This window comes from Vibrio marinisediminis (assembly GCF_014050145.1).
Taxonomy (GTDB): Bacteria; Pseudomonadota; Gammaproteobacteria; order Enterobacterales; family Vibrionaceae; genus Vibrio; species Vibrio marinisediminis.
In genome coordinates this window covers 1-222 of the sequence record NZ_JACFYF010000459.1, presented here as the reverse complement: position 1 = coordinate 222, position 222 = coordinate 1, and the positions used below count along the sequence as shown (strand labels likewise).

Here is a 222-nt window from a genome sequence, read left to right as displayed (position 1 = left end):
CCCTTGAGCACCAGCATGTCCCTGCGGTCCAGGCTCCCCTCTTTGTCCTGGTGAGCCATTTGAGCCAGGGGACCCTGCAGGTCCAACTTCACCCTTAGCACCAGGGGATCCAGGGAATCCTGCAGTTCCAGGAGGGCCAGGGGGACCAGGTTGCCCATCACTGCCCCGAGCACCATCATTGCCTCGAGCACCTGCAGCTCCAGGAAGGCCTGGTCGTCCTCG

1 protein-coding gene is annotated in these 222 nt (G+C 63.5%); it reads right to left on the bottom strand.

The features are described 5' to 3' along the window. The coding region (locus tag H2O73_RS21735; protein WP_220457812.1) for a hypothetical protein at window positions 1-222 on the bottom strand (222 nt) is incomplete at both ends.